The 4,616-nt window shown below is 37.2% G+C and carries 5 protein-coding genes and 1 pseudogene; 1 reads left to right on the forward strand and 5 read right to left on the reverse strand.

Translation table 11 applies throughout. The annotated features are described in order from the left end of the window. Positions 1-575, forward strand: a 575-nt coding sequence (locus tag ABP870_RS10345) for an IS3 family transposase (RefSeq protein WP_350015282.1), incomplete at its 5' end; no start/stop codon positions are given. A gap of 208 nt (positions 576-783) precedes the next feature. On the opposite strand, the pseudogene ABP870_RS10350 reads toward ABP870_RS10345, so the two are convergent. From ABP870_RS10350 to ABP870_RS10370, 5 genes and pseudogenes are all read right to left on the reverse strand, one after another. Continuing rightward, positions 784-951: pseudogene (locus ABP870_RS10350) on the reverse strand (type I 3-dehydroquinate dehydratase); the annotation flags it as partial. 28 nt (positions 952-979) lie between these two features. Beyond that, positions 980-1,765, reverse strand: coding sequence for a ribonuclease HII (locus ABP870_RS10355; protein ID WP_350015283.1), 786 nt, complete (start codon positions 1,763-1,765; stop codon positions 980-982). After that, the gene (gene ylqF, locus ABP870_RS10360; protein ID WP_350015284.1) at positions 1,752-2,603 is read right to left on the reverse strand and encodes a ribosome biogenesis GTPase YlqF; all 852 of its coding nucleotides are present in this window, start codon (positions 2,601-2,603) and stop codon (positions 1,752-1,754) included. The genes ABP870_RS10355 and ylqF overlap by 14 nt, the downstream gene beginning before the upstream one ends. Positions 2,604-2,693: 90 nt before the next feature. Next, entirely contained in the window at positions 2,694-4,199 is a 1,506-nt protein-coding gene (locus tag ABP870_RS10365; RefSeq protein WP_350015285.1) for a tyrosine-type recombinase/integrase, read from the reverse strand. Between the two features lie 74 nt (positions 4,200-4,273). Further along, complete coding sequence (locus ABP870_RS10370; RefSeq protein ID WP_350015286.1) at positions 4,274-4,474, reverse strand: DNA-binding protein; 201 nt, start codon at positions 4,472-4,474, stop codon at positions 4,274-4,276. Between the last annotated feature and the right edge of the window lie 142 nt (positions 4,475-4,616).

The following is a 4,616-nucleotide window of genomic DNA, read 5'->3' on the forward strand; positions in this document are numbered from 1 at the left end:
ATCTCGTATCTGTTTACCAGCAGACTAGCTTCAAGCCGTGTTCTAAAGGGAAAAATGAAGCACCCATTCCAAATCTCTTAGACAGGCAATTCAACCAAGAAAGACCACTTGAAGCGATTGTAACTGACTTGACTTATGTTCGTGTTGGTAAGCGCTGGGCTTATGTTTGCTTGATAATAGACCTCTATAATCGTGAAATTATTGGTCTGTCAGTCGGTTGGCAGAAGACTGCAGAGCTCGTAAAACAAGCTATTCAGAGTATTCCTTATGCACTAACCAAGGTCAATCTTTTCCATTCTGATCGTGGCAAGGAGTTTGATAATCAGCTGATTGATGAGATGTTAGGAGCATTCGGTATCACCCGTTCACTTAGTCAAGCAGGATGTCCTTATGACAATGCCGTAGCTGAGAGCACCTATCGCTCTTTCAAACTGGAGTTTATTAATCAAGAAATCTTTCATTCACTTGAAGAGCTAAATCTTAAAACCAAGGACTACGTCCACTGGTGGAATCATCATCGCATTCACGGCAGTCTCAACTATCAAACACCCATGGCTAGGCGAGTTATCGCTTAACAAAAAGCACTTTATAAATTTTGTACAGAAAAGGGTTGCCTTTTCAAAATGTTATCAATACAATGTGGGGTTCCACACCTATCCCTACAATGGTCAAGTGGGCGCAGCAACATCAAGAATTGGCAATTCAGAGCAGTCAACCTATGTCGCTCTATCAAAATTACCTCTTAAAAAAGCTATGATAAGCATTGTATCATAGCCTAGTTTTTTATAATAATTTCAGAGTATTTAAGATTTGTCGTAGCTCTCCCACTGGAACCTGACCAGGCGCAGATGCTTTTTTAGCAGCTCCAAACGTTGCAGCAGAACCAAATACTTCTCCTGACACACGACTCACCATCCCCAAAGCACCCATAGACATTGTAATTAGAGGCTGATCTATACTCTGTTAGGTTGATACCCGTTTAATAGTGACCATTTCTTTTAATTAGCGATTTTACCGGCTCAAAGGACCGACGATGGATGGGGGTTATTCCTTGTTGTTTCAACCCTTCTATGTGAACTTTCGTTCCATAGCCAGCATTTTGAGCAAAACCATAACCTGGGTAAGTCTTATCAAAATCAACCATCATTTGATCCCTTGTTACTTTGGCCACAATGGACGCAGCCGCAATTGATAGTGAATTGGCATCTCCTTTGATGATAGATTTTTGAGGAATGTCCAGGTTTAATGTCATAGCGTCAATCAAAAGATAATCCGGTGTTATAACTTTCGACAAGTTCGTAACGGCCTCTATCATAGCTAATTTGGTAGCTTCGTATATATTGACCTGATCGATCATCTCATTATCCATGATACCTATACCAACTGCTAATGCCTTATCCATCACTTCTTGATAAACCATCTTATGCTTAGCTTTTGGAATTTTTTTTGAATCGTTAAGGCCAGTAATTTTTTCATTGCTTGGCAAAATGACACAAGCAGCGACTACAGGACCTGCAAGGGGACCACGACCAACCTCATCAATTCCTGCAATCATGTTGTAACCTTGATCATACAAGGCTTTCTCATAGGATAGCATTGATTCTAATCGAGCATCCTCATCTTGTTTTGTTTGAATAGCTTTCTGTCGTTGTTGAATAGCTTGTTGTACGCCACGTCTGCTATCTTCCTTAAAAACTTGCCATTGTGGATCATCTAGGCTGTCGAGTAATGCAAGTTCTTTTTTTATCTCCTTAATCGTGGCCATGATCTTCCTCAACAAGGTCAAGAGTATAGCGCCCCAGGCGACCATCACGAACTTCCTTGACAAAAAGAGCATAAAAACGATCATAATCTTCTCTAAAGCCAAGCTTTTGTGTCATATCCATGATGATTTCGGGAGCTGCTTTGGACAAATCCATAGCCTTAAACCGTTCTTGCAAGCGTTCAGGGTAATATTCCTTAAAGAAATTAAGGCCAAAAATAGTAACGTCATCCATAGGCAAAAGTTGATCCTTGATAGCGCCAGTCAAGGCTAATTTTAAGCCAACCTGTTCATCTTCAAATTTAGGCCATAAAATCCCCGGGGTATCTAAAATTTCTAATTCTTTATTAGATTTAAGCCACTGCTGACCCTTGGTTACTCCAGGTTTATTTCCGACAACAGCAATTTTCTTACCGGCCAAGCGGTTCATAAGTGTTGATTTTCCAGCATTTGGAATCCCAACAATCATGGTACGCAAAGTTTCTCTTTGAATACCACGCTCACGCAATTTCTCTATTTTATCCGACATCAACGACTTAGCAGCGTCAGTCACCAATTTAACCGCTGCTTGCTCTTTAGAATTGATTGCCAAAGTCTTAATACCTTGAGATTCGAAGTGTTTACGCCATTCTTTGGTACGCGTGCTATCCGCTAGGTCAGCCTTGTTCAAAATCAATAATTTAGGTTTATCGCCAACGATTTTCGTTAGCATGGGATTTTGACTAGACAAAGGCAGACGAGCGTCTACCAAAATCGTTACAAAATCAACGTGTTTAAGGTTTTCTTGTACCTGTCGGCGGGCCTTGGACATATGTCCTGGAAACCATTGAATAGTAGCCATGAGTTTATAAATCCTTTCGTAGCAAGGTTTTTTGTTTGAAAAACCTGCCTGTTTTTTATTAGGCACCAAACAGGCACCAAGATTTTATATTTACCAAGTTAACCTATAACCAACAACCTGTTTCCCTTCTCTTAAATAAGAAATATTAAATGACTTGTAATATTTTGATAAATCTTTCTTAAGCTTAGGAATTATATTTGCAGTTATATGCCTGGGTGTATAAGTTGATTTTAGACCAAGTTTTTCTCTAAAATCAGCTAAAGAAAATTCGAGTATTTTTGAATCAAAATTATTTTCTATTTCATCATTTAATATCTTGGAGTATTTACTAGACCAAGCTTTTAATGCTTCAAATCTAAAATGATTCCTATCAATAAATTTACCTAAGGCTTTAATTGTTTGATCTTGAGATACTCCTTGATTATGGGTATACAACATAGTTGTTTCATAATTAGCATGTCCAACACGTTCCATAATTTCTTTTATAGCAACTTTCATACCCTCACTTTGTAAATAGGTAATATGCATATGCCTAAAGGAATGAGGGGTTACATGCTTTGTCCATTTGAAACCGTATCTCTCTTCGCAGTTTTTGATAAGATCAGTTTCAACACGAGCAAGTACTTCCCGGAAAGAATGAGAAGTTATTGGTGAACCGTATTCTGTTCTAAAAACACTCTTAGAGAATGTAAATGCTTCGCAAGGATTTTCAATCGCATAGCGGTCAAACTCTTCACTTCGTTGTATAGCCCTTAATATAGCATCACAAGCCACTTTAGGTAAAGCAACATCTCGATCAGCATTTATTGTTTTAGTTTCATCAAAGTAGAATTCTGAAACTTTCAAATCATGATATTGCAAAGCCTTATCAATATGTAGTATACCTCTCTCAACATCAAAATCTTCCTTTGTAAAAGCAGCTTCCCCAATTCGCAGTCCTGAAAATAGTAAAACTATAGCCAAGTCATAATAATTCGGGTTTCTTCTTCGACTTAGTGTTTCAAAGAAAGCTCTAATTTCATGAATTTCTAAAAACTTTGCTTCTCGTTTTTTCTTTGTTTCACGCTTTTTCTCAAGGGACGTTTCTAGCTTTATTACAGACATTGGTGAAAACTGAATAACATTATAAAGAACACCATGGTTAAAAATTTTGTTACAAGTGCTTTTTATATGTATCATAGTAGATTGTGACGCATTATATTTCTCCATATAGGTAGTCAAACACTTTTTCATCAATAACGGTGTTAAACGTTCGAGTAAATAATCATCACCAATAATTTCACCAAGACGTTCTATCACAAAAGCCTCTCTTTTTACTGTCTGAGGTTTTACTGATACTGACCAGGTTTCTAGCCAACTCATCTTTAACTCTCCGAATGTTCTTATCAACTGGGGATTAAATTGAGCTTCGCTGCCATTAACTAATCTCTCAATTTTATCTTCGAGCTCGCGTTCTGCTTGTTTTCGAGCTCGACTTGTGTTTTTATGATAACTTACAACTGCTGTCTTCCACTTGCCAGTTAGAGGATCCTTATATTTATCTACAACTTCGTATCGAGTAACTCCTTTTGAATTAGTTTTTGTTCTATAGTACATTTTCGTTTCCTTAAAATTGAAAAGAAAAATCAATCATAGAAATATAACCATTTTATATTATATCATGATTCTCTTTATTTTACCGCCCTCTGCTTCCATCTTAAAAACTCTTCAAAACCTTCCAAATTAATAAAGACTAGTTTATGAGTTGGGTTAATCACATAATCTTTAAACTGCTTATTATCTCTCATTTCACCTAACCATCTATTCAGTGTATATTGATTCAGACCTTCCCACCTCCTCAATATAGCTTTTTTATCTGCCCACTCAGCTATACTATTATCAACCGATGAATAGGTTACACTAAACTAGACAGAATTTATAAAGTGTTCTACACTAAAGAAAACAGGAGAAACAATATGTCTAGAAAAATACGCCGTCATTTTACGGATGACTTTAAGCAACAAATCGTTGACC

Source organism: Streptococcus jiangjianxini, assembly GCF_040225085.1.
GTDB lineage: Bacteria > Bacillota > Bacilli > Lactobacillales > Streptococcaceae > Streptococcus > Streptococcus jiangjianxini.